Below are 23,334 nucleotides of genomic sequence, written 5' to 3'. Positions count from 1 at the left end.
CGCTACCGTCCCACGACCAGCACCGTGAAGCTGCCCGGAACAACGGCAGGCCGAGGACGGGGATTATCCGCTGTCGCGGCAGGCTTTGGACCGAACTCCGCTGTTACAAGATAGACGCGGCCCGTTGCACTATCAAAGGACATCGTACGCGCACCCTTCTGCGTGGTGAGATTCTGTAGCACCGGATAAGTGTCTTTGCTCGCGTCCACTACGGTCAACGTGCCGTCGCCATTCGACGAAAAGGCCAGCTTGCGTGCCGCGTCATAACCTGCCGCATCCGGTCCATCGCCGATCGTGGGGTTCGCGAGCGTCTTGCCGGTGTTGGCATCCGTCACGGCCATCGTCTTTCCATCGCAAACGGAGAAGAGCTTCCGTCCCGCCGTGTCGATCGCCAGCCCCGACGGGGACTCGCAGTTCGTTAGCGGCCATGTGGCCGTCAGCGTTTTGGTCTTTGCATCGAGCCGCACAATCGAGTTCTTGCTCTCGATGTTGTCGAAGACCACGCCCTTCCCATCGGCTACCGGAAACTCTGGCTTGCCCGGAAGCGCGATAGTTGCGACGACTTTTTGGGTCGCGGTATCGATGACAGAGACGTTGCTGCTGCGGCCGTTGAAGGCCCAAACCGTTTTTGTAACTGGTTCGAACACAATTCCGTCAGGATTGGTGCCGACCGGAATCGATGCTACCTTTTGCAGGTTGGAGCGATCGAAGACGACCACGGTTCCGGCGCGGCCATCACTGATGTATCCATATTTTCCTGTACCGTCGAACGCGACGCCATGGATGCCCTGCAGGCCTTGAATGCTGCCGATCACCTTGCCGGAGCGCGTGTCCAGAACCTCGACCCGCGTTCCATGGGTTACGTACAGGCGATGTGCTCCGGCATCGGTCGCCAGGTAGTCCCAGCCGCCGTCGCCGCCAATCGTCCATTTGCTCAGGACGCGGTAAGGCTTCTGCGCGATTGCAGTCATCGGTACCAGAAGGGCGCAGGTAAAGGATGTGGCCAGCACAACCTTCCCTAAGTTTTCGAAGATGCGGCTCACACGTCTCGATATCATAAAAGCTCCAGGAGGCTCGGCAGACTCATCTGCCAGCCTGTCCACTATCGCAGGGTTACCTTAAGCGACGATGAAGGATACATCGCCTTGTGACCAAAGAAGCAAACTACGTGCAGCTTATCAATTTGTGCTGACAGGGAAATGAACAGTGACGACAGTGCCGCGGCCAAACTCACTGGCGATTTCGATGCTGCCGTGTGCCCTGGCCACAATGGCCTTGCAGATCGCCAGCCCCAGCCCGGTGCCGCCGGTTTTGCGGCTGCGCGAGGGATCGCTGCGGTAAAACCTGTCGAAAATATGCGGCAGCATCTCCGGCTCAATGCCGCTGCCATCATCTTCCACGCGAAGCTCCACGCTATGTCTGCGAATTTGCGCAATGGCTCGCACCTGCGACCCTTCAGAGCTGTGCTGCAGCGCATTCAGAATCAGGTTCGAGCACAGCAGTTGCAGTTGCTCCGCGGCCACGTCCACTAACGCCGCATCCTCTCCGGAGATGGAGATTCTCATCCCCTTACCCTGCGCCACGGTGGCGAGCTGCACTCCGGCCGCGCGGACGCAATCAAGCAACCTCGTCGCGTGGGGCGCGGGCTTCGACTCCTCCTGGCTTTCGACACGCGCCAGCGTCAGCATCTTGGCGACGATCTCTTCCATCCGCTCGCAATCCGCCTGGCACCGCTCCAGCCCAGCCTCGTACTCCATCGCGGTCCTGTGGCGCATAGTCAGCAACTGCACCGAAGACTTTGCCACGGCAACCGCTGTCTTCAGTTCGTGGGCGGCATCGCTGACAAACTGGTGCTGCTGCTGGAACGAACGCTTCAACCCGTGCAGCACCATCTCCAATGCTCCCGTCAACGGCGCGAGTTCCCTGATCCCTCGCGCTTCATCGGAGGGCGCGAACTCCCAAGAATTCACCGATACCGCCGACGCAGCCGCAGCCAATTCACGCAGAGGCTCCAGTCCGCGATTCAGCAGCCAGAACATCAGCACGCCACTAATCGCCAACAATAAAAGGCTCGCCATGGCATAGAACTCCACCGCATCGGTGATGACGTCCCACACATGTTCCGTCTCCGACCCATAGATAACGGTGACGTGCCTCGGAATTCCGCCGCCCTTGTCGCCGGGGTCGACGATGCGCACGCCGTGCACCTGAATAGCGCGATACTGATTTCCTTTAATCTTCAGCTTGAACAGGCCATCGCTGTTCATCTTCAGCGTACTGTTTCCCGGCCCCTGCCAGTTGCCGGAGCGCCCGAGAAGGTGCCCGCCCGCATCGGTGACCTCGTAGATATCGTTGCTCGGAAGGCTGCGTTCGGTGCCGTCGAGCATCACGTTGTCTCCTGCATCCTCCGCATCCTGCACCGCGCCCAGCAGCGAGTACGCCCGTCCCCGCAGCATAATGTCGAAGGCATGAAATTGCGTGTGCCTTTCATAGCCCAGCGCCAGCCCCGTAATCGCCATTGCCGAAAGTAGTTCCACCAGCAGCACCGCGATCACCAGCCTTCGCGTCAGCGAATACGGCCTCATTGGCTCTCCTGTCTGTCCACCACCATGCGGTAGCCGCGCCCACGAAGCGTTTCGATGCTTGGCTGCTGTGACGCCGCGTCCAGCTTCCTGCGCAGGTTCGACACATGCGCCTCAATCACGTTCGAGTGATGCTCCCAGTTGTAGTCGTAGAGATGCTCTAGCAACTCACGCTTCGACACGATCACACGCGGGCGATGAATCAGATACTCCAAAATGCGGTACTCCATCGGCGAAAGTTCCACTGGTTTGCCCGAGCGATGCACCGTCTGCTCTACCGTATTCAGCTCCAGGTCGGCCAGCCGCAGGACAGGGTCGGCGACTCCCTTGCCGCGCCGGATCAGCGCCTTGGCCCGCGCGATCAATTCGCCAAGATCGAACGGCTTGCTCAGGTAATCGTCCGCGCCCGCATTCAGCAGTTCGACAATCGAGTTGGGCTCGCCCTTCGCCGTCAGAATCAGCACCGACGTCCGGTCGCCGTTCGAGCGGATTTTTTTCAGCAACGCAAGCCCGTCCATCTTCGGCAGCATCAGGTCGAGCACGATCAGGTCATAGCACTGGTTGTCCGCAAGATCCAGCCCCATCAAGCCATCTTCGGCACAATCGACTGCGAACCCCGGCCCGTCGCGCAGGGCGGTAGCAACATTTTCCGCCAGCCGCCTCTCATCCTCTATTAACAAAACCCGCATGCGAGCATCATTCCACCATCACAAACTTAAGCAAAGCTGAAGGGTCTCTCCAGGGCAGGACTCACCAAAGAGGGAACCGCGCCGTCTTAGACTTCGTACACCTCAATAGCGCTCGTAGCTTGTCTACGGGCGCGATAGACCCAATTTGCCGCAGCACAGGAGACCTATGCAGAATCGCATCCTCGGCACCACTATGCCGGTCCTTGAATTTTCCCTCGGTCCCAACGACGCCGTCATCTCCGAGGCCGGTGAACTCTCCTGGATGTCCGCTTCCATCCAGATGACGACCCACACCCAGCACGCCGGTGGCGGCGGAATCTTCGGGGCCATCCGTCGCGTCGCTGGCGGCGGCTCGCTCTTTATGACCGAATACCGCGCCATCGGAGCCACCGGCGAGATTGCCTTTGCCGCTCGCGTTCCCGGCCACATCCTGCCCGTCGAGGTCGCTTCCGGGCACGAGTACATGGTCCATCGTCACGGCTTCCTCTGCGCCACGCCGCAGATCGAACTCGGCGTCGGCTTTCAGCAATCGCTCGGCGCGGGCGTCTTTGGCGGCGACGGCTTCCTGCTGCAAAAGGTGAGCGGTCAGGGAACGGCATGGCTCGAACTCTCCGGCGAAGTTGTCCTCAAGGAGCTCGCCGCAGGTGAAACTCTGCGCGTCCATCCCGGCCATGTTGGGGCCTTCCAGTCCTCGGTCGGCTTCCAGATCCAGCGCGTTCCCGGCATCAAGAACATGATCTTCGGTGGTGACGGCGTCTTTCTTGCCGCGCTCACCGGCCCAGGCAAAGTCTGGCTGCAGACGCTGCCCATCTCCAAACTCGCCCATCAACTGATGGAATACATGCCTGCCCAGCGCGGCGAACAGGCTGCAGAAGGCGGAGTTGTCGGCGGCATCGTTGGATCCATCCTCGGCGGAATGGGCAACCGTTAAACGGCCCGCTAGGATGCCTGCCTGTCGCCCCGAGCCATCCAGGCATCCACCGACCACCCGTTATATCGCAGCAGAAACAGCAGCGCCGAATAGACCAGCGCGTAGGTCAGTTGCAGACCCGCCGCAGGCCAGTCCTGCACCAGCGCCGAGCCGAACGTGAGCACCATAATCAGCAGGCTCCCCGCAACCAGTGCGGCCCGCGTCCGCACCCCGATCAGCAGCAGCAGTCCCAGCAGCGCCTCCACCGCAGGCAGCATCATGCCAAATCCCCATATGCTCCACACCGGCAGCGGAGCGTGCGCGAACTGCCCCACCAGCTTCGAGGCAAACACTCCCGGCCCCGCCAACATGCGGCTAATACCATGCATCATCAGGTTCAGCCCCACCACCATTCGCAGCAGAGCATACGCCAATCGCTGATCGTCCTTCTCCAACGCAGCTCCCATCATTCCTCCCTCGCGCAAAACCATCTATCCTTAAAGATACGATGCCACCTTTCCTCGAACTGACACACGTTAACGTAGCGCGCGGCGACAACATGGTGCTTCACGACATCAACCTCAGCGTCGATACCGGGGAGCACATCGCCATCCTCGGTCCCAACGGCTGCGGCAAATCCACCCTCATCAAGACCATCACCTGCGAGTGCTACCCTATCGTCCAGCCCGAGACCAGCGTCAACATCTTCGGGCGCAGCCGCTGGGACCTGACCGAGCTGAAGAAGCGCCTCGGTGTCGTCTCCGCCGAACTCCCCGGCAAACCCACGCTGCACACTACCGGCCGCGACGCCATTCTCACCGGTTTTTTTTCCAGTTCAACACTCTGGCCCAACCTCACCGTTACCGCCGCCATGCGCGAACGCGCCGACGAGGTGCTCGAACAGATCGACGCCGTCAACCTCATCAACAAGCCCGTCGGCGAAATGTCCGCAGGCCAGCAGCGCCGCATCATGATCGGCCGCGCCCTCGTCGGCTCGTCAAGCGCCGCGGCAGGCGATCCCCAGATGCTCCTGTTAGACGAACCCTCCAACGCACTCGATATCAGCGCCCAACGCGAGCTTCGCAGTCTTCTTCGCAAGCTCGCCCAGCAGGGAACTGGCATTCTGCTCATCACCCACCACATCGCCGACATCATCCCCGAGATCGACCGCATCCTTCTGCTCCGCGATGGCCGCATCATCGGCGACGGGCCCAAGTCCGAGCTTCTCACCGCACCGACGCTCAGCGACCTCTTCCAAACCGAGGTTCAGCTCACGCAAAAGGACGGCTTCCACCACGCCTGGTAAAACAGCATCTCACCATTTGCTATGCTTACCCCGACTAAATCTTGCGACGGAGGCATCGGTTGAACCGAAACAGAAGAAGCGGACTGGCCCACCTCATCGCTGCATTCATCGTCATCCTCATGGCAGGCATCGCGCATGCTGAGGCCATCATCCATCGGGAAACGTTCATCGGGATGGTGGGCCAAAGCCGCATCGGCATGACGCTGCTCGTCAACGCCACAGGCACCGTCACCGGTGGCCACTACTTCTACGCAAACGATCTCAAGGACATTCCGCTCGAGGCGGGCACGCAGGGCAGCGGAATCATCCTCTTCGATCCCGAAGGCGGCCAGTTCGCCCTTCGTTTTAAGGGCAATGGAAGCGAGGCAGGCAAACCCCTCGACTTCCACAACAGTGTCGGCATGGAAGGCCGATGGATGAAGAACGACAGCTCGTACCCTGTGAATCTGCAGATGCAGCAAAGCTCCCAGAGGCCAGCCAACGCCCGTTGGTACGAGGACGTCACCAGCGAGAGCGACGCCGCCTTCGAGGCCCGCGTGCAAAACTTCTACAAAGCTGTCCTCGCCGGAGATCGCTCCACCGCCGCCCGCTATGTCGATTTTCCTCTGCGGGTCAATCACAGCGGCAAGGGACGTTTGGTCAAAACCGCAGCCCAGCTATCCGCTGAGTGGGACCAGATTTTTACCCCAGCCTGCATCGACGCGTTTCGAAACGCCATGCCGCACGACATGTTCGTCCGCAACGGCCAGGTCATGCTGGGAGACGGCGTGGCCTGGTTCGGCCCCAGGGGCGCACAGGTTGTTAACGTCCCCCAGGGGTAGGCAAACTTAGCTTTGCAGCCTCGGCGAGACTCAGATGTTGAGGCACGATATGGATATCCGTGCGCGTGGTCTCCTGGTCTCGCGTGATGCTTTTCAGCAAAAGGATGCGTCCGTCGACGTGGACGCTGATGTGCACGCTCTTCCAGTTGTTCGGGTCCACCTGTGCTCGTTCCAACTCAAAATGTCCGCCGCTGTTTACCTTGCCCAGCAGGCCGAAGCCGAACTCCACCGGCTGCGTGATCCGGGCTTCGAGCTTGCAGAGCCGCTCTTCAGGCTCCTTGATCGAGACCGTGCCTTCGAGAACATGGATGATGCGCTCTTCGTAGGTCGAAGGTTGAAAGGCAGGATTAGGCCGATAGGAAAATCGAGTGCAGCCATTCTCCTCGCCGGCAGGTGAGATGAGAAAAGCCCTGGGCAGAATCTCCAGCAGTTGAGTGGCTTTTACCTCGTCATCGTAGTGGCCTGCGTTCAGCTTGCGGAAGGCTTCGGGATGAGCAACGATTTCTTCGATGCGCTGCTCCTCCGCCTGGGTCTGTGCTGGGGTCAAAGGCCGTCCATCCACCGTCAGCAGGCGTCGCAGCACACCGTCGTCTGTCTCGACGACTTTTTCCTTCCAGAGATGGCCGCCAGTCCGGCTGGAGCGTTCCTCCGAGAGATACGAGAAATGGTGCTCCAGTCCTCGCGCCGCCTTTTCATTGGCAGCCATCTGCACCACGGCGCGATTCTGCTGGGCTCTTGCCGGCAGCGATACCAGGGGGAAACCGGCGAGACCAAGGACACTCCAGCGAACACAGTGCAACATCAAGCGAGATACACGACGTCTTCGGAATTCGGTTATGGACACACCTCTTTTATTACACACTTCCATGATCATGTGTTTTGCTTAAGACATCCTTAAGGAAAGATCGCGTAACCCCGCGAATCCAATCCCCTTGGATAGGTTTTCAGTATGCCAGAAGAGAGTCCCGCGCCGCAGTCGCTTACAGCGCCACGACTCCCCCCGCCTTGTATATCTGCTGCATGCATTCCATGTCCCGCAGTCCCTCTTCGCCCGGGGTCTTCGGCGTCTTGTTCTGCAGAATGCACTCGGTAAAGTGGTCTGACTGCCGCGTGAACTGCTTCGGATCGGGCTCGGTGTTCGGTTCGTCCAGCACTGTGGCCGGAGTACCTCTTCCCCCGCTGCTATAGTTCGCCTGCAACCGCAATCCCTCGTAGCCGAACGACCCCACCTCCAGCCAGCCCTTTGATCCATAGACGCGATAGTAACTGCGCATATTCGCACCATAGGTCGTGCAGCAACTAGCCAACGCGCCTGAAGGAAACTTCGTTGTCCAGGTCGTATTCTCTTCCACCGTATCGAAGCGCCCATCATGGTCGATGGTCGAGATGGACGCCGTAAAGCTCTCCGGCTCCTCGCCCGTCAAATACCGCGTCGCGTTCAGCGAATAGATGCCGACATCCATCATCGGTCCGCCGCCGCTCAAAGCCTTGTTCAATCTCCATTCGCCGAGATTTTCATAGAAGCCGTTGGCACTCTCGATCACCTGCACCTTGCCCAGTGCGCCCTGCCGAATCAGCGCAATCGCCCGCAGGTTGGTCGGCTCATAGTGCAGCCGATAGGCGATCATCAGCTTCACATTCGCCGCCTTGCAGGCCGCAATCATGTCCCGCGCATCGCTTACGCTGGTACACATCGGCTTCTCGCAGATGACATGCTTGCCCGCCTTCGCCGATCGGATCGTGTACTCGGCGTGCATGCTGTTCGGCAGCGCGACGTAGACCGCGTCGATGCTCTTGTTGTCGCGCATCCGGTCCATGTCCTCATAGCTGTAGATCGAGCTTTTGGGAACGCCCAGCCGCGCCGCAAACTTCTCTGCCTTGTCCCGGTGCCCGCTCACCAGCCCGGTAATCTTCGAGGTCGAAGAACCCTGTACCCCGCCGATGAAGTGGTTCGCAATCCGTCCCAGCCCAATCACGCAATAGCCAATCTGCCGTTCACCGCCCTGCGCCTCTGCCTTTACCGAAGGCAAAACCTGCGCCGCTAATCCCATTGCACCCAGCTTCGAAAACTCCCGCCTTGAAAGCCTCATCGCTACTCTCCCAAACGCAAACTTGCTGCTAAACAGATTTAGAGAATCCTACACTGCTTCCGAGTTATTTGGGTTAAGCCAAAACAGCAAAAGCCCCGGATCGCTCCGGGGCTTTTGCTTGCTCAAAAATTGCAGCAGTTTTTAGTACATGCCGTCCATGCCGCCGCCGCCGTGTCCGCCGCCAGCAGCTTCCTTCTTCTCAGGAATGTCCGCGATCATCGCTTCGGTGGTTAGCATCAATCCGGCGATGGAAGCCGCGTTCTGCAGGGCAGTGCGCGTCACCTTCGTAGGATCGATGACGCCGGCCTTCACCAGGTCTTCGTAGGCGCCAGTTCCGGCGTTGTAGCCGAAGTTGTTCTCCTTCGATTCGTGGATCTTGCCGATTACCACAGCGCCCTCTTCGCCCGCATTCGAGACGATCATGCGCAATGGCTCCTCGATCGCGCGCCGAATGATCGTTGCACCGATCTTCTCGTCGCCTTCGAGGGCCTTGATCACATCCTCGACAGCCTTGGTGCAGCGAATCAACGCCACGCCGCCGCCTGGGACGATGCCTTCTTCGACTGCTGCGCGGGTTGCATGCATCGCATCCTCAACGCGGGCCTTCTTTTCCTTCATCTCGGTCTCGGTAGCAGCACCGACCTTGATGACGGCAACGCCGCCAACCAGCTTGGCCAAGCGCTCCTGCAACTTCTCGCGGTCGTAGTCCGAGGTGGTCTTCTCGATCTGGGCGCGAATCTCCTTCACGCGTCCCTCGAGCTTGCCGCCCTCACCGCCGCCGTCGACGATGGTGGTGTTGTCCTTGTCGATGGTGACGCGCTTGGCGGTGCCGAGATCTTCGATCTTGACGCCTTCCAGCTTGATGCCGAGGTCCTCGGTGATGGCCTTGCCGCCGGTCAGGACAGCGATGTCCTCGAGCATGGCCTTGCGGCGATCGCCAAAGCCAGGAGCCTTGACGGCAGCCACGTTCAGCGTGCCACGCAGCTTGTTGACCACGAGGGTTGCGAGCGCCTCACCATCCACGTCCTCGGCAATGATGACGAGCGGCTTGGCGGTGCGGGCAATCTGCTCCAGAAGGGGCAGCAGGTCCTTCATCGACGAGATCTTCTTCTCATAGATCAGGATGTAGGGGTTCTCGAGGGAGACTTCCATGCGCTCTGCATCGGTGACGAAGTAGGGCGAGAGATAGCCGCGGTCAAACTGCATGCCTTCCACGGTCTCGAGCTGCGTCTCCATCGTGCGCGACTCTTCGACGGTGATGACGCCGTCCTTGCCCACGGTCTTCATCGCGGCGGCGATGATCTCGCCGATCTGCGAATCAGAGTTGGCGGAGATCGTGCCCACCTGGGCGATCATGTCGCCCGTAACCGGCTTCGACAGCTTGCTCAGAGCGCCGCCCTGGGCAACACCATTCTCATCGCGCTTGCCGATGATGGCCTCGACAGCCTTGTCGATGCCGCGCTTGAGCGCCATCGGGTTCGCACCGGCGGCAACGGTCTTGACGCCCTCGCGGTAGATGGCCTGGGCCAGAACCGTGGCGGTCGTGGTGCCGTCGCCGGCAACGTCCGAGGTCTTCGAAGCTACTTCGCGGACCATCTGCGCGCCCATGTTCTCGAGCGAATCCTTCAGCTCGATCTCCTTGGCAACGGTAACGCCGTCCTTGGTGATCGTCGGCGAACCGAACTTCTTCTCGATGACGACATTGCGGCCCTTGGGACCGAGGGTCACCTTTACCGCGTCGGCCAGAATGTTGACGCCGCGCAGGATCGCCTGACGTGAATCTTCTCCATGCAGAATCTGTTTTGCCATTGTGTTGCTCCTATTTTGGTCAGCGACCAATCAAGTGTTTTTAATGAGGCGCGCGAGGCGCCGATTAGGCGGCGGAGCCGCGGTATACAGCACGAAGTGCTACTTCTTGACGATGCCGAGAACTTCTTCTTCGCGCATGATCAGATACTCTTCGCCGTCCAGCTTGATCTCTGTGCCGGAGTACTTGCCGAACAGGATCGTGTCGCCAGCCTTCACATCGAGAGGGAATACCTTGCCCTCGTCGTTCGACTTGCCCTTACCGACGGAGATGACTTCACCCTCTTGCGGCTTCTCTTTTGCGGAGTCCGGAATGATGATGCCGCCACGAATGCTTTCGCCCTCTTCCACGCGACGGACCAGGATACGGTCGTGCAGTGGTGTAAATGATGTCTTCGACATTGCTTGCATCTCCTAATTACGAATATTGCGGGTTGTTGGTGCGGACCCGGTTGTGTTTGGCAGACAGAGTTTCTCCGTCCGCAGTGCTATCGCATGAGTCTGCTGGAACCTTCCCCAGCGAACTTCACGAAGATTGGCTGGAACCGGCCGTTGCCAAGGGGAGCATGACGCTCGTTAGCACTCAAGCCTTCCGATTGCTAACATAGGCCAGCCTCCCCATAGCTGTCAACCCATGCCTGTGAAATGTGAGTGAAAGTCGCGCAGGTTACTCTCGCAGGCTGTTGAAACCTGACCTTCGGCGATACTGGGCACGGTTCCGCGAGCCGGGCCACATATTTGGTGCTCTTATGGTTTGGAGGACGCGGGCGACCCCGCGCGAGGTCGCTTAGCCTGTCAGAAGAAGCGACGGCGCATTGCACCGAATCCTCCGAGCAGCCCGGTGCCGAGAAGGAACAGGCTGGCCGGTTCGGGGACGTCGGACGTGAGGTCGATGGCCTCATAGTCCTCGAAGGGCTGGCCTACCTTGAAGCCGGCGACTTCATAAACAAAATCTCCAGAGGAATTCAGGTCCAATAACGTACCGTCAGCGAAGAAATCAGCGATAGGATCAGGACCTGTGAAAATTTGGACTGGAAGCCCACCCGGCTCGTCAATGCCAGTTTGGTCTACTTCATGTCCATTGTTGCAAAGCGCCGAAATAAAAGCTGCTCCATTGGAGAGGTTGGGCGCGCACGGTGTTCCATTATCTTCGGTTGGGGCTGTCAGCGAGATCGGGCCAACCTGTTGACCATCGACCAGGGTGATGAAACAGGAGCTTTGAGGGGGGCATCCCCCCGCCCCGGGATTAAAACTCACAATCACCGCGCCTGAGGCTGTCATCCCAGTGATCCGATAGGGTGAAAAAAAGACCGATCCCGAAATGAGAGGGATGACCTGATAACTGTCCGCATGGCACGGAGTGGGGAGGATAAAGAACACGGCTGTAACGGCTAGGAGTGCAACGCTGGACCATCGACCAAAGACTCGCACGGGGAACGCCCTTTCATCGTTGAGATATGAGATAGGGGAGGTGGGCCTGGGTAGTTCTCTGAATCAGACGCAAGATGAGATGAAGCTGTTGCCTCGCCCAACAAAGGAGGAATAGCGGCATTGCGCCTTTCTTTGCCTGATGTGTCTAATTTCTTTTCTGCTAACGCAATTTTGAGACGCATTCCCTCTTCTCCCGCCAACGTCGTAGAATAACGCCATGTCGTCACGTCGCACGGTCTGGTCTTCCTTCGTTCTTGTCGCATGTATTGCGCTCTTTGCCTCCACGCAGGCCTTTGGCCAGTATCGTGGCCGCAAATACAAAGCGCCTCCACCGACCTCGCACGTTGAGGTTCAGGTGTTCAAAAAATATAACGGCAAGCCCATTCCCAACGCCGCCGTCGTCTTCAACCCGTCGCGCGACGGCAAAGACCTGGGCAATCTCGAGGTCAAGACCGATCCCAACGGCAAAGCCGCCATCGATGTCATCCCCACGGGAAGCACGGTTCGCGTGCAGGTCATCGCCGAAGGCTTCTCCACCTTTGGACAGGACTATGTGATCGACCAGCCGAGCAAGGAGATTGACATCTCCATGCTGCGTCCCCAGGCCCAGATCTCGGCCTATGAGGACAATTCGGGCAAAGCTTCGCAGCGAAAGCCCGGTGTGCAGGAGCCGATTCGTCCCACCTCGCCTTCCCCGTCGACAGCTCCCGCACAGACCTCGCCTGTGCCCCAACTCTAGCTCGTGGCTAACCCCGTGGCAGATCGGCAGAAGCCTCTCTCCGGCAGGACGGTGCTGGTCACCGGAGCCGCCAAGCGAATTGGCCGCGCCATCGCGCTGGCGCTCGCCGAGAGCGGAGCCAACGTCGCCATCACCTACCTCGGCTCGCAGCTCGAGGCAGAGGCCACCGTTCAGTCGATCGCGGAATACGATGTGGATGCCTTCGCCCTCCGCTGCGACCTTCGCCAGCCCGAGAGCATCGAGCAAGCCGTGATCTCCGTCATCGAAGAGTTCGGGCAGATCGACGTGCTGGTCAATAACGCCGGTCTTTTCGCGTCAGAAGCGCTGGAGAAGATCTCGGTCGAGCAATGGGACGGAATGTTCGCCACCAACACCCGCGCCCCCTTCCTGATGGCCAGGGCTGCTCATCCCTACCTGCGCGCCGCCCGTGGCCGCATCATCAACATTGGTTCGCTCGGCGGTCTGCATCCCTGGGCGACTCACGGCCACTACTGCACCTCTAAGGCCGCGCTGCACATGCTCTCGAAGACGATGGCCAAGGCCTGGGCTCCCGAGATCAGCGTCAACTGCATCGCTCCCGGCATGATTGTTCAGGGCGAGGTCGAAGAGGCCTACCAGCACTTCGCCCGCAAGACCCCCATGCAGCGCAACGGAACCGCCGAAGACGTCGCCGCGGCCGCCCTCTTCTTCGCCACCGCCCCCCACTTCATCACCGGCCAGCTCATCGCCGTAGACGGCGGCCTCGGCCTCTAGCCGCTGCCGTCACATTTGCCCGCTTTGCGCTTGTCATCCTTGAGCGCAGCGAAGGGATCCCCGCAGTTGCCGGCAGCCGATCCCCAGAAACTCAGCAAAACAGCCTGTCAAGCCCCCTCAATTTGGAAATTCAATTCAACCCAAGCAAAATAAACAACTTGAGAGCAAAAAATAAATCCGCCAAAACTGCAAACCAGTTTCCCTCAATTCGCTAAACTTAAAACAGTTCAGGATCAATCAAAAAAGACCCAGCCAAAATCCGGGTCTAACTCGTTTAGAAACAATATTTTGACTCGTAAACCTTCAGGAATGAATATTTTACGAAGACATCTTTGTCTAAGTAGTTGATTTAGGGTAATTTATCCACGAAGTACCCCCGGGGGTGGGGGGCGAAATCAGCCAAACCGCTCCGCCAACCGTTGCCACCAGGTCTTGTCTTTGAACTCGGCGTACAGGTTCAACGGTTCGAGCTGAGGCGGCATCGGCTTGCCCATAAACGCGGCCAGGGGGTTGGAGTCGCACAACAGATGGGCATAGTCCGGCCCATACTTTTTTGCGACCACGTCAAACGCCTCGCGCATCAGCGGAGGCCGCGAGCTCGTATTGTGCGCATCGGTGGCCAGGAAGTGGACCCAGTGGTTCGCCAGCAGCTCGTGAGCCATCTTCTCGGCCCGCTTGCCCATGCGGCCAACCACGGAACCCGCGGTCACCTGGACCAGCAGGCCGCCGCGCAGCCACTCCATAAGCTTCGACCGGTCTGTCTGCAGCGTCCGATTGCGTTCGGGATGGGTCAGGATAGGGGTCATGCCCAGAATTTGCATCTGGTAGAAGACCTCGGTCAGCCCGGTCGGCAGACCGTAGTCGGGAAGCTCCACCAGAAGGTAGCCCAGCCCGTTGATGCTGAACCGTGCCGGCTCGGCCTGTGCCAGTTCAATATTGTCGAACGACAGGTGAAAGTCGCACCCGCGGCCCAGCTTCAGAGAGATCTTTTCCCTGTCCAGAAGCCCTTGCAGCTCTGCAATCTGAGCGGCAACCCCTTCAGGATCATACTCATACTGCCCATTCGCATGGGGTGTGCAGACGACGTGTGTGATTCCGTCGTCAACCGCCATTCTGGCCATGGCCAGCGAAATTTCAACGCTGGTGGCACCATCGTCGAGGCCCCACAGAAGGTGATGGTGAATATCGATCATCGCAGCCTAGGTTACCATTGTGGCTCGATTTGAGATAACTATTGTGCAGCCGCCAGTGACTGAGCCATCGACTGAAACAGCAGCAAACCGTCAGCCGAACCCAGCAGCGTCTCGCTGGAACGATCGGGATGCGGCATTATGCCCAGAACATTGCGCCCCTCGCTCAGAACACCGGCGATGTTTTCGAGCGATCCGTTGGGATTGGCCGCAGCGGTGATCTCACCCTCCGTCGTGGAATAGCGGAAGGCGATGCGGTCCTGCTGCTTGAGCGCTGCCAGCGTCTCCGCGTCGCAGAAGTAGTTGCCCTCCATGTGGCCGATGGGCATCTGCAAAACCTGGCCCTTGGAAAGCCCATGGGTAAAGGGGGAATCGGCGGTTTCGGTGCGGAGGTAGGTCTGCTTGCAGATGTAGTTCTGGCTGGCATTGCGCATCAGAGCTCCGGGCAGCAGACCGGCCTCGCACAGGATCTGGAAGCCGTTGCAGATGCCCATCACCAGGCCGCCGTTGCGCGCAAAGCGGCTGACTGCCTGCATCACCGGGGCAAAGCGGGCAATCGCGCCGGTGCGCAGGTAGTCGCCGTAGGCAAAGCCCCCGGGAACAAGGATGGCATCGCAGCCCTGAAGGTCTTCAGACGCGTGCCAGAGGTAAGTGACCGGTTGTTGAGCAATCGCATCGACCACGTGATGCGTGTCGTGATCGCAGTTGGAGCCGGGGAAGACCAGAACGCCAAACTTCATATATTAAAGATAGCAGGCAGATTGGTACTTAGATAGCAGGCTGATCGCCAGTAAAGATGGCATCGGCAGTTGTACCTCCCCATTACACCGGAGCATAGATGGCAAAGCCGCGCGGCGGTGCAGGGAACTCGGCGTTGCCGTCGCCGTCGGTGGTGCGCTCGTTAGGATGGGCGGTATCGTGGCCGTCCCAAGCGATGGGCGCGAACTTCTGGTTCTTCCACTGCGTCTTCACCGACGTTCCCGACCACTGATTGCCGAGGTTGTTGAGCACATAGATCAGGCCCGGCTGCTCGCCGCTGTCGTCCTTCCAGCCGACGCGCTGCATGATGTACAGGTCAGGATCGGCGTGAAGGATCTGAGAGTCGCCACCGGCATACTTCAAGTGCGCCTGAATCAGCGCATCGATGCCATTGGGCGTCCCCGGACGCGCCAATTCGTTGTTGTAGTAGTCGTACCAGAAGATGCAGGGATAGCCCTCGTGCACCATGATGAAGGAGTAGGCCATCATCTTGTCGTTGACGATGGTGTTGTCGCCCATGTCGTGGTTATCGACAAAGGTGGCGGCGTGCATGGGCCGCTTCATCACCACGGCGCCGTCATCGGTCAGGTTGCGCAGATCGTAGTTCGGCGTGTCGCAGACGTCTTTCAGCTTGTAGCGCAAGGCAAAGTCAAAGGCGGAGATCTGGTTGTCGGTAAGCGCATTGACCTTGTCGATCCACGCACTGATGTCTTCGGCGCCCGACCAGTACTCCCCGACGACATAGGGCATGAACTCCTTGCCGTCCTTGACATAGCGATACTTCGAGAGGATTCCGATCATCCACGCGCCAAAGCCTTTGACGAAGTCGAAGCGGAAGCCATCGAAGCCCAACTCTTCGATCAGCATGCGCGCATAGTCGAACATCGCGGTGTAGACCACAGGATTGCGGTGGCAGAGATGAGGGAAGCCGGCGTAGTTCTCCTCGTCCGGCATCATCACCCGCTCATAGCGGCTGGGATGGAAGCAGTTCCAGTCGCGCGGAAAGCGACCGCTCTTGGGGTTGAACTTCGTCCATCGCTTCTGGCCGTCGAGCGGGTTGACCTCCTCCTCATCGGCGCCGGAGTTATGGTTGATGACCATGTCGGCATAGAGGCCCATGCCATGCTCATGCGCCTTCGCGATCAGGGCTTCGAGTTCGGCGCGGTTGCCGAAGAGGGTCTTGACGCCGCCCTTCTGGTCGAAGTCGCCAAGATCGAAGTAGTCGTAAGGATCGTAGCCCATCGAGAGATTGCTGGAGGCTTTGGAGACGGGCGACAGCCATAGGGCATTGATGCCCGCTTTGCCTAAATCTTCCACTTTTTCGGCGACGAAGTTCCACCACTCGCCCTCTTTTTTCTCCTGCTTTGGGGCATCCCAATAGAAAGCCTGCATCATGACAGCCATGGTGTTACTCCTTCAGATTTCCTAAAAGGGAAGCCGCAACCGAGGATGCTGCGCTGCTGATCGGTGCGGCTGCGCTATAGTTCTGTTTCAACAGGTCAGATGCATCCTAAGAGGACGAGGTTGGAATGGAGCCAGGAAACGGCAATCCGGTTTCTCATCTGAAGACGGCGGGCGGCGCGCTGGTGAACTGGTGGCGAGCGGCCACGCTCGATGCGCTGATCGTCGGCGTGCTGTGGCTGATTGGGCTGGAACTGATCCGCGTACCCTTCGCTCCACTGTGGGCGATCCTTGGCGGCCTGCTACAGATCATTCCCACCTTCGGCGGCATGATCGCCCTGATCGGGCCGGTGCTGGCCGTCGCCTTCAGCGGGCATGATGAGTGGCGACTGGGCCTGGTTCTGGGGCTCTACGGCGTCATCGTGATTCTGGAAGGGCTTGTGATCGGCCCTTACATCCTGCACCGGACGACGAAGGTTCCGTGGTGGGCGGCGTTCCTTGGGCCGATTGTGCTCGGCATCATCATCCCCTTCTGGGGTGTTCTGCTGGCGCCGCCGCTGCTGGCGATCGTCTTTGCCTTTCGCAAGCAGCCTGTGAATGGCCGTTAGCCTTCGAGCCTGTAGCGAGTTTCAGCGAGACGGTAGAGCGGACGCCAGACCAGCCGGTTGATGGTGACGACCATGAGCGCCATGACGATAGTGGCCAGCAGAAGAATGTGGAATTGGCCACTGTCGGTTGCCGCGCTGATGACTGCGCCAAGGCCCACGGTCTGGTAGGTGTGGTTGTTGAGGCTAAAGTATTCCGCGATAATGCTGGCGTTCCATGCGCCGCCCGAAGCTGTCACCATGCCGGTGATCAGGTAGGGGAAGATGCCGGGAATGATGACGGTGCGCCAGCGCTGCACGGTCGTGAAGCGGAACAGGGTCGAGACTTCGCGCAGGTCCGAGGGAATGGCCATCGCTCCTGCGATCACGTTAAACAACACGTACCACTGGGTCCCAAGCATCATCAGGACGATGGAGCCGATTCCCAGTCCGCCTCCAAGTTTGATCAGTGCAAGCAGAATGACCGGAAAAAGAGCAGGCGCAGGAATGGAGGCGACGACCTGGACCAGAGGCTGCGCGATGCGTGCGAGTTTGGGATTGAAGCCGATGGCGACTCCTGCAGGAATTGTCCACAAGGCAGCCAGCAGGAGTGACAAATTCACGCGCAGAAAGGTTGCGAGCGCGCCTTTCATAATCTCGCCGAACTGCCCCTGATGCACCTCTCGCAAAAGGCCGACGGCTTGCCACGCTGCATACAAAACCGCAGCAGCGGTGAGAGCCACGAGCAATACGCGCAGCCAGGATGCGAGCTTGCCTCGCGTGGAGCTTTCAGTGGAATCGCTGGCCACCTGCCGGGCCAGGCGCTCCTTTCGGGCATTCGCCAGATGGCGATAGATACCTTCGTTCAACGGAACGAAGGTATGCCGCCGCAAATTGCGAAGTGCGCGAGAGTGCTGGAACAGATGCAGCAGCGGGGAACTGACACGTGCCGTGGTCTCGACCTGCTCGAACTTGAACTTGTCGCTCCATGCGATCACCGGCCGCCAGATGAGTTGATCGGTGGCAACGATGATGGCGATCATGGTGAACAGGCCCCACGCAATGGCACGATCATTTCCTGCTCCGGCGGCTGTCTGCAGATAGGAGCCGAGACCGGGGAGGCGGAAGTCGTGCTTGCCGAGCACAAACATTTCGCAGGCCATGAGAAAGAACCAGCCGCCCGCGACGGAGACGATTGAGTTCCACACCAGACCGATGGCGGAGTAGGGAAGCTCAAGCTGGATAAAGCGCTGCCAGCGAGAGAACTTATAAATCTTCGAGGCTTCGCTCAGTTCACGCGGAATGCTCTTGATGGACGAGTAGAAGCTGAAGGCCATGTTCCAGACCTGGCCGGTGAAGATGAGTACGATCGCGCCCATCTCGAGGCCAAGCTGCCGCGTAGGCACAAGCGCGACCATAGCGAGCATGACGCCGGGAAGAAAACTGAGCACCGGAATCGATTGCAGGATATCGAGGCCCGCGATCATGAAGGCTTCCAGGCGCTTGCTGTAGGCGGCGACATAGCCGTAGCCGACCGCGAAGACGAGGCTGAGCAGATAGGCGAGGCCGATGCGAACGACAGAATAAAAAGCGTACTGAGGCAGGGCCCGAGGGCTCAACGAAATAATGATCTGCGGCTCGGGATGACCGAACCAGTACTTCGCAATCTGCATGACGCCGTAGAAGCAGGCAAGGCCGAGGCCCGCGACGCCCAGGTCGAGCACGAAGGGCCAACTGCGTTTGAGCACCTGCGAGCGCGCGAAGATCTCGCGGCTGCGGTTGTTGCTGAAGCTGTCCGGCAGGTTGATCATGCATCGATCTCCGCGGAACTCTCGTGCTCGGTCTCAATCAGTTTTTCGGGGAGGATGAAGCGTCTGCGGGAGACATCGAAGTCGAAGAGCTCCGCGTAACGGCCCCAGTTGATGGCGGTCGCAAGTTGCAGGATGGTCTCGTCTTCGCTGAACTGCTCGTCGAGCATGTCGTGGAAGAACTCTTCGGGAACGGAACGATCGCTCTTGGCCTCGAGCGCGCGGACAATCTGCTTGAGGAGAAGCACGTTCTCGAGCGCTGCGGTGCGGAAGAGTTCTTTCTGGCGAAGGATCTCGGAGTTGGCGTACTCGGCGCCGGTTGGTGTGATGGCTGCGTCGCCTTCGGTCACGGTGAGGAAGCCCAGCAGCTGCGCGGCATCGACGATGGGAAGAAGGTCGTCGATCTCGAAGGCCAGGTCGTCGGCGAGGCGGTAGATGTCGTCTTTGCCTTCGTGGTCGAGCACCAGCTCGAGCAGACCCGCGATGCCGCCGGGACGTGCGTGAGGAAGCATCTGGTAGTGCATCTGGCGTTGGTTGCGAGAGGATTTTCCGCCCAGCCGGGGCAGCGCAGGCGGCTTGGTTTCGGGCTGGGTAAGGACCTTGTAGATGTAGTCGACCAGCTGCGTGAATGCGGCTGTCTTGCGGTCGCGCGGGTGCGAGAGCGAGACCTTGAAGTCGGTGCGGACGTGGCCCGGGTTGCGGCCGAGAACGATGATGCGGTCAGCCAGCAGCACCGCCTCTTCGATGTTGTGGGTGACGAGAAAGATGGCCTTGGTGGGTATCGTTTTTTTCTGCCAGAGCTCAAGCAGTTCGCTGCGCAGATTTTCGGCGGTAAGCACGTCGAGCGCGGAGAAGGGCTCGTCCATGAAGAGGACCTCCGGCTCTACGACCAGAGCGCGGGCAAAGCCCACCCGCTGGCGCATTCCGCCGGAGAGTTCTTTCGGGTAGGCGGCCTGGAAGCCGTCGAGACCGACCGTGTCGAGGATTTTGAGGCTGCGCCTGCGCCTCTCGGCCGCTTCCATGCCTCGGGCCTTCAGCGGGGCTTCGACGTTCTCGAGGACCGTGAGCCAGGGAAAGAGCGCGAAGCTCTGAAAGACGATGGAGACGTTGACGTCAGCGTTGGCGATTGGCTTTTCGTGCCAGTAGACGGTGCCGGCGGAGGGAGCTGACAGGCCCGTGAGCATACGCAGCAGCGTCGATTTGCCCGAACCCGAGGGGCCGAGAAGCGCGACGATTTCCCCCGCCGAGATGGACAGGTCGGTTGGGGAGATGACCTGGATGCGGTTCTCGCTCGGCTGGGGGTAGTATTTCTCGACCTGTTCGGCTCGTATGATTACTGGCTGCATAATTTTCTAATATTATTGAATCTGATCGTTGAATTCAGATGGCTCGGCAGTGTCTCAAGGCTGCGGTCAGCGTATCATTAGCTTATAGATAAAAAGTAAAAGCAAGCTGCCACAGTTGCATTTACAACTGAACGTTGAATTTTTGACTTGAGGACACAACAGCATGGCAGAACCGACATCCACTACGCCAAAGCCCAGAGTACTTGTCGCCGATGACGAACAGGTGATTGCCAACACGCTCGCGATCATCCTGAACCAGGCTGGTTTCGAGGCGCGAGCTGTATTCAGTGGCGAGAAGGCGGTTGAAGCGCTCGACAGCTTCCAGCCGGACATGCTGATCAGCGACGTTATCATGACCGGGATGACCGGAATTGAAGCCGCGATCATTACCCGCAACACGCTGCCGAAGTGCAAAATCCTGTTGTTCTCGGGGCAGGCTGCCACCGCGGATCTGCTGGAGAAAGCACGCACGCAGGGGCATGAGTTTGAGATCCTGGCCAAGCCTGTTCATCCCACCGACCTTTTGGCGAAGCTTCGCGGGTAGTTGGCTTTCACTATTTTTAGTGTTTCTGGTGCGTACGGCTCTGGTCTTCAAAAAGAAGTCAGGGCCGTTTCCGCTCTTTAATCCTGGCCGCGGGTGCTCCGGCGTAGACGGTCCATGGGGCGAGATCTTTGGTCGCCACCGAGCCCAGCCCAAGCACCGCGCCTTCTCCCACATTGACTCCCGGTGCGACCGAGGCCCGTGCACAGATCCACGCATAGGGGCCGAACTCCATGGCATAGGCCAGCAGGGGAAAGGCAGCATCGTCGTAGTTGTGAGTCGCGCCGCAGATGTAGGCATCCTGGGAAAGGATGGCGTGTGAGCCGAAGGTGATTGGAGCGGGATTATAGATCTCGGCGCCGTCCGCGGCGGTCACCTGATCGGCGCAGATCAGGTTCCAAGGTGCCCACACCTTTGAGTTGGGATAGAAGTGGCAGTTCGAACCCATGGTCGCTCCGAACGAGCGCAGCAGAAACGATCGCCACGAATGGAAAGGCCTGGGAGAAGTCCGGTAAAGAAGGATGCGGCAGAGGTTCCAGATGATGCGACGCACCCGGTTGCGAGTGGAAAAGGCCGGACGAAGGTAGGGATCGGAAGCCGTCTCCGCTGAGATGTGATCGTTCGCGTTGTAGTGAATCTGCCTAGGCATTGTTTTACGATCTCAAGAACGTTGGATTGCTGCTTCGAACAGACCAATGATGGTCTTTGCGGTTTGCTCCATATCGTAACGCTGGTTGAAGCTATGCAGTGCCTGATCGCCCAGCCGCTGCCGGTCGTACGGCGAGGTTGCAATCCAGCGTTCTAGTAGATGCAGCGTTCCGTCGGGCGTGTCGGGCTCCATATAGCCCGCGCCATCGTTGGCAATCTCTTCAGCGATGTTTACCTTGTCGGAGAGCAGGACAGGCGTGCCACAGGCCATCGCTTCGGCAACTGCAATCCCGAAATTTTCCTGGTGAGATGGCAGAATGAAGGCCTCGGCTCCGTAGAACGCGCCCCACTTTGCATCGCCGGTGATCATGCCAGGCCAATGGATGCGGTTGGCAATGCCCGCTTGCGCGGCAGTCTGCTGCAGTTCGGCGCTCCATTGCTGCTGATCGGGGCCAGCCATCACCAGATTAAGCTCGGGATCGTCTGCCGCTACTTTGGCAAAGGCATCGACCAGCAGGTCGCAGCCTTTTTTGCGATGGATTCGCCCCAGGAAAAGAAGATAGCGCTTGTCCTTGACCTGCGGGCACTGGTCAAAGAACGTCTGCTTCAGTACCGGGGGAGCGCCGACGGGACCTTTGGCGCCATAGGGAACGACGTAAGGCTTCCAGCGATGCAACCAGAAGCTCTGTTCGGCGAGCCGTTTCTCAGCCTCCGAAGTGAAGAGGACACGATAGGCCCCGCGGAGGTTCCAATACTCCGATAAGAGCCAATATGGCCATTTCTTCGCGTGTTTCAAAGGAAACGCATGTTTGAAATAAGGGTCCAACATGCCGTGGGTGAAGAGCAGATAGGGAGTCTTCGTCCCGGCGAGCGCGCGCCTTGCGGCCAGTCCGCAATATTGCCACAACCCATTCACAACGACGCCGTCGAAGCGATGACGGTTTGCTTTGATCCATGGAACAAGCCGGGGATTGAAGCCGTAGGTTGAGCTGACGGGACCAAGCGGATGCACGGGGAAGGTGAGTGTCTTGAGCCATGGCGATTCCGGGTCGTCGAGTGTGACGACCTCGCCGATGTAGCCGAGGTCAGCATGGCTCATGAGCACGCGAACGGACTGAGAAGGGCCGCCTGCGGCAGGATCGAGCGTTCCCATGACATGGAGAATACGCATCAGCATTCACCGTTCTTGTGGAGCATAGCAGGCGCTCGTTTGCTAAAAGGAGCAAGTCGGGTCGACATCAGGCAGTTATCCTGCGCGTGGTATACGCAAGTGCCTGACGCAGGCTTTGAATATCCTCTTCAAAACTCCACTTCTGAATTCGTTCCAATCCGCGTTGTCCCATTTGGGCTGCGGTCTCCGGCGTAGCCAGTACTTTGTGAAGGGCGGACGCGAGAGCATCAACATCGCCTGCTGGAAACACACAGCCTTGAACGCCATCCGTGATGAGGTCAGGCTGGCAGCCGCAGTCGTCAGAGAGGATGACGGCACGACCGGCATTCATTACCTCGTTCACGATGAGCCCCCACGGCTCGTGACGGGAGGGTAAGACAAATACGGTCGCAATATCGAAGAAGCGAGGCAGCTCTGATTGATTCCGGAACCCACAGAAACGGATTCCGCTAAACCCGGTTTCGGCAGCTTGCTTCTCGAGTGCGGCACGTTCTTCTCCGTCTCCAACAATGATGAGATAGGGATGTGGTTCGATTCCAGGCGCAGGGGAGAGCTTCTTATAAGCCTCGAGCAAATCTTCGCAGCGCTTACGCTTTTGCAGCTTTGAGGCGAAGAGAATGACCGGTCGAGCTGGGTCCAGATTGAGTTCGCTCAACAGCTCGCTGCGCCGGGCAGGAGCGATGCGGCTGCGCTGCTGGAAGTAGGCGTTGTCAACGGCGTAGGGCATCATGAACAGGGGAAAATCGTTGCCCAGGTGAT

Annotated in this window: 24 protein-coding genes; 7 read left to right on the top strand and 17 right to left on the bottom strand. The window is 59.1% G+C overall.

What is annotated here, in order from left to right:
• Positions 1 to 2 precede the first annotated feature (2 nt).
• The 3 genes from VMU57_RS11800 to VMU57_RS11790 all read right to left on the bottom strand — a co-directional run bounded on the left by VMU57_RS11800 (position 3) and on the right by VMU57_RS11790 (position 3,271).
• The gene (locus VMU57_RS11800) at positions 3 to 1,058 is read right to left on the bottom strand and encodes a YncE family protein (RefSeq protein ID WP_325383617.1); all 1,056 of its coding nucleotides are present in this window, start codon (positions 1,056 to 1,058) and stop codon (positions 3 to 5) included.
• Positions 1,059 to 1,178: 120 nt separating this feature from the next.
• The gene (locus tag VMU57_RS11795; protein ID WP_325383615.1) at positions 1,179 to 2,585 is read right to left on the bottom strand and encodes a HAMP domain-containing sensor histidine kinase; all 1,407 of its coding nucleotides are present in this window, start codon (positions 2,583 to 2,585) and stop codon (positions 1,179 to 1,181) included.
• Positions 2,582 to 3,271 (bottom strand): response regulator transcription factor, encoded by a 690-nt coding sequence (locus VMU57_RS11790; RefSeq protein ID WP_325383613.1) that lies wholly within the window; start codon positions 3,269 to 3,271, stop codon positions 2,582 to 2,584. The genes VMU57_RS11795 and VMU57_RS11790 overlap by 4 nt, the downstream gene beginning before the upstream one ends.
• Positions 3,272 to 3,437: 166 nt before the next feature.
• Between VMU57_RS11790 and VMU57_RS11785 the strand changes: the two genes are divergently transcribed.
• The gene (locus VMU57_RS11785) at positions 3,438 to 4,202 is read left to right on the top strand and encodes a TIGR00266 family protein (protein WP_325383611.1); all 765 of its coding nucleotides are present in this window, start codon (positions 3,438 to 3,440) and stop codon (positions 4,200 to 4,202) included.
• 8 nt (positions 4,203 to 4,210) lie between these two features.
• Here VMU57_RS11785 and VMU57_RS11780 read toward each other — a convergent pair whose 3' ends face one another.
• Positions 4,211 to 4,672, bottom strand: coding sequence for a DoxX family membrane protein (locus VMU57_RS11780; protein ID WP_325383609.1), 462 nt, complete (start codon positions 4,670 to 4,672; stop codon positions 4,211 to 4,213).
• 17 nt (positions 4,673 to 4,689) lie between these two features.
• Here VMU57_RS11780 and VMU57_RS11775 point away from each other — a divergent pair, with 17 nt between their 5' ends.
• Together VMU57_RS11775 and VMU57_RS11770 are read left to right on the top strand one after the other, a co-directional pair.
• A complete protein-coding gene (locus VMU57_RS11775; RefSeq protein WP_325383607.1) occupies positions 4,690 to 5,487 on the top strand; it encodes an ABC transporter ATP-binding protein in 798 nt (265 codons plus the stop codon).
• Between the two features lie 59 nt (positions 5,488 to 5,546).
• A complete protein-coding gene (locus VMU57_RS11770) occupies positions 5,547 to 6,308 on the top strand; it encodes a hypothetical protein (RefSeq protein ID WP_325383605.1) in 762 nt (253 codons plus the stop codon).
• Here the strand turns inward: VMU57_RS11770 and VMU57_RS11765 are convergent.
• The 5 genes from VMU57_RS11765 to VMU57_RS11745 all read right to left on the bottom strand — a co-directional run bounded on the left by VMU57_RS11765 (position 6,289) and on the right by VMU57_RS11745 (position 11,584).
• The gene (locus VMU57_RS11765; RefSeq protein ID WP_325383603.1) at positions 6,289 to 7,110 is read right to left on the bottom strand and encodes a hypothetical protein; all 822 of its coding nucleotides are present in this window, start codon (positions 7,108 to 7,110) and stop codon (positions 6,289 to 6,291) included. The two genes, VMU57_RS11770 and VMU57_RS11765, sit on opposite strands and share 20 nt — an antisense overlap.
• A 178-nt stretch (positions 7,111 to 7,288) precedes the next feature.
• On the bottom strand, positions 7,289 to 8,398 hold the full coding sequence (locus tag VMU57_RS11760) for a Gfo/Idh/MocA family oxidoreductase (RefSeq protein ID WP_325383601.1): 1,110 nt from the start codon (positions 8,396 to 8,398) through the stop codon (positions 7,289 to 7,291).
• Positions 8,399 to 8,539: 141 nt separating this feature from the next.
• Positions 8,540 to 10,207 carry a chaperonin GroEL gene (groL, locus tag VMU57_RS11755; RefSeq protein WP_325383599.1) on the bottom strand — a complete coding sequence of 556 codons (1,668 nt, stop codon included), beginning with the start codon at positions 10,205 to 10,207 and terminating at the stop codon, positions 8,540 to 8,542.
• 99 nt (positions 10,208 to 10,306) lie between these two features.
• Positions 10,307 to 10,606, bottom strand: a complete 300-nt coding sequence (locus VMU57_RS11750; RefSeq protein ID WP_325383597.1) for a co-chaperone GroES — start codon at positions 10,604 to 10,606, stop codon at positions 10,307 to 10,309.
• A gap of 393 nt (positions 10,607 to 10,999) precedes the next feature.
• Positions 11,000 to 11,584, bottom strand: a complete 585-nt coding sequence (locus tag VMU57_RS11745) for a PEP-CTERM sorting domain-containing protein (RefSeq protein ID WP_325383595.1) — start codon at positions 11,582 to 11,584, stop codon at positions 11,000 to 11,002.
• A gap of 268 nt (positions 11,585 to 11,852) precedes the next feature.
• On the opposite strand from VMU57_RS11745, the gene VMU57_RS11740 reads away from it, so the two are divergent.
• Together VMU57_RS11740 and VMU57_RS11735 are read left to right on the top strand one after the other, a co-directional pair.
• Positions 11,853 to 12,374 (top strand): carboxypeptidase-like regulatory domain-containing protein, encoded by a 522-nt coding sequence (locus VMU57_RS11740; RefSeq protein ID WP_325383593.1) that lies wholly within the window; start codon positions 11,853 to 11,855, stop codon positions 12,372 to 12,374.
• 15 nt (positions 12,375 to 12,389) lie between these two features.
• On the top strand, positions 12,390 to 13,127 hold the full coding sequence (locus tag VMU57_RS11735; protein ID WP_325383591.1) for an SDR family NAD(P)-dependent oxidoreductase: 738 nt from the start codon (positions 12,390 to 12,392) through the stop codon (positions 13,125 to 13,127).
• A 395-nt stretch (positions 13,128 to 13,522) separates the two neighbouring features.
• Here VMU57_RS11735 and VMU57_RS11730 read toward each other — a convergent pair whose 3' ends face one another.
• From VMU57_RS11730 to VMU57_RS11720, 3 genes are all read right to left on the bottom strand, one after another.
• Positions 13,523 to 14,320, bottom strand: a complete 798-nt coding sequence (locus VMU57_RS11730) for a tyrosine-protein phosphatase (RefSeq protein ID WP_325383589.1) — start codon at positions 14,318 to 14,320, stop codon at positions 13,523 to 13,525.
• A gap of 38 nt (positions 14,321 to 14,358) precedes the next feature.
• On the bottom strand, positions 14,359 to 15,057 hold the full coding sequence (gene purQ / locus VMU57_RS11725) for a phosphoribosylformylglycinamidine synthase subunit PurQ (protein WP_325383587.1): 699 nt from the start codon (positions 15,055 to 15,057) through the stop codon (positions 14,359 to 14,361).
• An 82-nt stretch (positions 15,058 to 15,139) separates the two neighbouring features.
• Positions 15,140 to 16,480 carry an alpha-amylase domain-containing protein gene (locus tag VMU57_RS11720; protein ID WP_325383585.1) on the bottom strand — a complete coding sequence of 447 codons (1,341 nt, stop codon included), beginning with the start codon at positions 16,478 to 16,480 and terminating at the stop codon, positions 15,140 to 15,142.
• A 125-nt stretch (positions 16,481 to 16,605) separates the two neighbouring features.
• Between VMU57_RS11720 and VMU57_RS11715 the strand changes: the two genes are divergently transcribed.
• Positions 16,606 to 17,085 (top strand): AI-2E family transporter, encoded by a 480-nt coding sequence (locus tag VMU57_RS11715; RefSeq protein ID WP_325383583.1) that lies wholly within the window; start codon positions 16,606 to 16,608, stop codon positions 17,083 to 17,085.
• On the opposite strand, the gene VMU57_RS11710 is transcribed toward VMU57_RS11715, so the two are convergent.
• The gene (locus tag VMU57_RS11710) at positions 17,082 to 18,872 is read right to left on the bottom strand and encodes an ABC transporter permease (RefSeq protein ID WP_325383581.1); all 1,791 of its coding nucleotides are present in this window, start codon (positions 18,870 to 18,872) and stop codon (positions 17,082 to 17,084) included. The genes VMU57_RS11715 and VMU57_RS11710 overlap by 4 nt on opposite strands.
• Complete coding sequence (locus tag VMU57_RS11705; RefSeq protein ID WP_325383578.1) at positions 18,869 to 20,215, bottom strand: nitrate/sulfonate/bicarbonate ABC transporter ATP-binding protein; 1,347 nt, start codon at positions 20,213 to 20,215, stop codon at positions 18,869 to 18,871. Before VMU57_RS11705 ends, VMU57_RS11710 begins: the two co-directional genes overlap by 4 nt.
• A 163-nt stretch (positions 20,216 to 20,378) precedes the next feature.
• Between VMU57_RS11705 and VMU57_RS11700 the strand changes: the two genes are divergently transcribed.
• The gene (locus VMU57_RS11700; RefSeq protein WP_325383576.1) at positions 20,379 to 20,759 is read left to right on the top strand and encodes a response regulator; all 381 of its coding nucleotides are present in this window, start codon (positions 20,379 to 20,381) and stop codon (positions 20,757 to 20,759) included.
• Between the two features lie 58 nt (positions 20,760 to 20,817).
• Here the strand turns inward: VMU57_RS11700 and VMU57_RS11695 are convergent, their stop codons facing one another.
• From VMU57_RS11695 to VMU57_RS11685, 3 genes are all read right to left on the bottom strand, one after another.
• On the bottom strand, positions 20,818 to 21,405 hold the full coding sequence (locus tag VMU57_RS11695) for a putative colanic acid biosynthesis acetyltransferase (RefSeq protein ID WP_325383574.1): 588 nt from the start codon (positions 21,403 to 21,405) through the stop codon (positions 20,818 to 20,820).
• 12 nt (positions 21,406 to 21,417) lie between these two features.
• The gene (locus VMU57_RS11690) at positions 21,418 to 22,575 is read right to left on the bottom strand and encodes a glycosyltransferase (RefSeq protein ID WP_325383572.1); all 1,158 of its coding nucleotides are present in this window, start codon (positions 22,573 to 22,575) and stop codon (positions 21,418 to 21,420) included.
• A gap of 67 nt (positions 22,576 to 22,642) precedes the next feature.
• Positions 22,643 to 23,334, bottom strand: a 692-nt coding sequence (locus tag VMU57_RS11685) for a glycosyltransferase family 4 protein (RefSeq protein WP_325383570.1), incomplete at its 5' end; no start/stop codon positions are given.

This window comes from Edaphobacter sp. (genome assembly GCF_035532915.1).
Classification (GTDB): Bacteria; Acidobacteriota; Terriglobia; order Terriglobales; family Acidobacteriaceae; genus Edaphobacter.
This window is presented reverse-complemented; position numbering and strand designations above follow the sequence as displayed.

Bases quoted from the DNA above. Each gene is read 5' to 3' on its own strand.
- VMU57_RS11800 (WP_325383617.1), bottom strand. From the start codon at position 1,058: ATGATATCGAGACGTGTGAGCCGCATCTTCGAAAACTTAGGGAAGGTT.
- VMU57_RS11795 (WP_325383615.1), bottom strand. From the start codon at position 2,585: ATGAGGCCGTATTCGCTGACGCGAAGGCTGGTGATCGCGGTGCTGCTG.
- VMU57_RS11790 (WP_325383613.1), bottom strand. From the start codon at position 3,271: ATGCGGGTTTTGTTAATAGAGGATGAGAGGCGGCTGGCGGAAAATGTT.
- VMU57_RS11785 (WP_325383611.1), top strand. From the start codon at position 3,438: ATGCAGAATCGCATCCTCGGCACCACTATGCCGGTCCTTGAATTTTCC.
- VMU57_RS11780 (WP_325383609.1), bottom strand. From the start codon at position 4,672: ATGGTTTTGCGCGAGGGAGGAATGATGGGAGCTGCGTTGGAGAAGGAC.
- VMU57_RS11775 (WP_325383607.1), top strand. From the start codon at position 4,690: ATGCCACCTTTCCTCGAACTGACACACGTTAACGTAGCGCGCGGCGAC.
- VMU57_RS11765 (WP_325383603.1), bottom strand. From the start codon at position 7,110: ATGTTGCACTGTGTTCGCTGGAGTGTCCTTGGTCTCGCCGGTTTCCCC.
- VMU57_RS11760 (WP_325383601.1), bottom strand. From the start codon at position 8,398: ATGAGGCTTTCAAGGCGGGAGTTTTCGAAGCTGGGTGCAATGGGATTA.
- groL (WP_325383599.1), bottom strand. From the start codon at position 10,207: ATGGCAAAACAGATTCTGCATGGAGAAGATTCACGTCAGGCGATCCTG.
- VMU57_RS11750 (WP_325383597.1), bottom strand. From the start codon at position 10,606: ATGTCGAAGACATCATTTACACCACTGCACGACCGTATCCTGGTCCGT.
- VMU57_RS11740 (WP_325383593.1), top strand. From the start codon at position 11,853: ATGTCGTCACGTCGCACGGTCTGGTCTTCCTTCGTTCTTGTCGCATGT.
- VMU57_RS11730 (WP_325383589.1), bottom strand. From the start codon at position 14,320: ATGATCGATATTCACCATCACCTTCTGTGGGGCCTCGACGATGGTGCC.
- purQ (WP_325383587.1), bottom strand. From the start codon at position 15,057: ATGAAGTTTGGCGTTCTGGTCTTCCCCGGCTCCAACTGCGATCACGAC.
- VMU57_RS11720 (WP_325383585.1), bottom strand. From the start codon at position 16,480: ATGGCTGTCATGATGCAGGCTTTCTATTGGGATGCCCCAAAGCAGGAG.
- VMU57_RS11715 (WP_325383583.1), top strand. From the start codon at position 16,606: ATGGAGCCAGGAAACGGCAATCCGGTTTCTCATCTGAAGACGGCGGGC.
- VMU57_RS11710 (WP_325383581.1), bottom strand. From the start codon at position 18,872: ATGATCAACCTGCCGGACAGCTTCAGCAACAACCGCAGCCGCGAGATC.
- VMU57_RS11705 (WP_325383578.1), bottom strand. From the start codon at position 20,215: ATGCAGCCAGTAATCATACGAGCCGAACAGGTCGAGAAATACTACCCC.
- VMU57_RS11700 (WP_325383576.1), top strand. From the start codon at position 20,379: ATGGCAGAACCGACATCCACTACGCCAAAGCCCAGAGTACTTGTCGCC.
- VMU57_RS11695 (WP_325383574.1), bottom strand. From the start codon at position 21,405: ATGCCTAGGCAGATTCACTACAACGCGAACGATCACATCTCAGCGGAG.
- VMU57_RS11690 (WP_325383572.1), bottom strand. From the start codon at position 22,575: ATGCGTATTCTCCATGTCATGGGAACGCTCGATCCTGCCGCAGGCGGC.